Origin of the sequence: Pseudoflavonifractor sp. An44, assembly GCF_002161675.1 — a bacterium.
GTDB classification, from domain to species: domain Bacteria; phylum Bacillota; class Clostridia; order Oscillospirales; family Oscillospiraceae; genus Enterenecus; species Enterenecus faecium.
In genome coordinates this window covers 1-696 of sequence record NZ_NFIH01000051.1, presented here as the reverse complement: position 1 = coordinate 696, position 696 = coordinate 1, and the positions used below count along the sequence as shown (strand labels likewise).

The 696-nt window shown below is 46.7% G+C and carries 1 rRNA gene; it reads right to left on the bottom strand.

The features are described from left to right. Positions 1 to 386: 386 nt before the first annotated feature. A 5S ribosomal RNA gene (rrf, locus tag B5F98_RS12540) occupies positions 387 to 502 on the bottom strand. Positions 503 to 696 lie beyond the last annotated feature (194 nt).

Genomic DNA, 696 nt, shown 5'->3' with positions numbered 1-696 from the left:
ATCCTGAGCCAGGATCAAACTCTCAATAAAATGGTATCTAAACGGTTTTCACCGCTTAAATCAATTTTATTGAAGCTAATCTCTTAACTTCAAAGATATGAATTGATGAGACCCTTCATGTCTCTGTGTTACCAGTTTCCATGAAGGACTCTTGTGTCCTTCTGGTGCTTTTCGTGTTTCTCATTGTTTAATTTACAAGGTACAAACCGCTCACCGGCGGAACTATTTTAGTTTACCAGATCCACCGTCGTTTGTCAAGCACTTTTTCAAACTTTTTTTGCCGGCCAACCCGGCATACTTCGGTTTGTACTCTGTGCTGTCATTCGCACAACGTTCTTGGTAAACGGAGCATAAGAAAGACAGTCGCTTGGACTGTCATCCTTATGTGTCGGCACTACCTATCTTCCCGGGCCGTCGCCAGCCAAGTATTTTCGGCGCAAGTGAGCTTAACTGCCGTGTTCGGAATGGGAACGGGTGGACCCTCACTGCAATCAGCACCGACTATTCAATTCCCCAAAACTTGGCCTCCATGGACAAACCAACAAGGTGTTTGTCCATGGAAACGAAAAAGCAACGTAGGGAACGAGCTTTCACGCTAGCGTGGAAGCGAGCGATCCATAGTTTGCTTTTGAGTGGTGACCCGTACGAGAGTCGAACTCGTGTTTGCGGCGTGAGAGGCCGCCGTCTTAACCACTT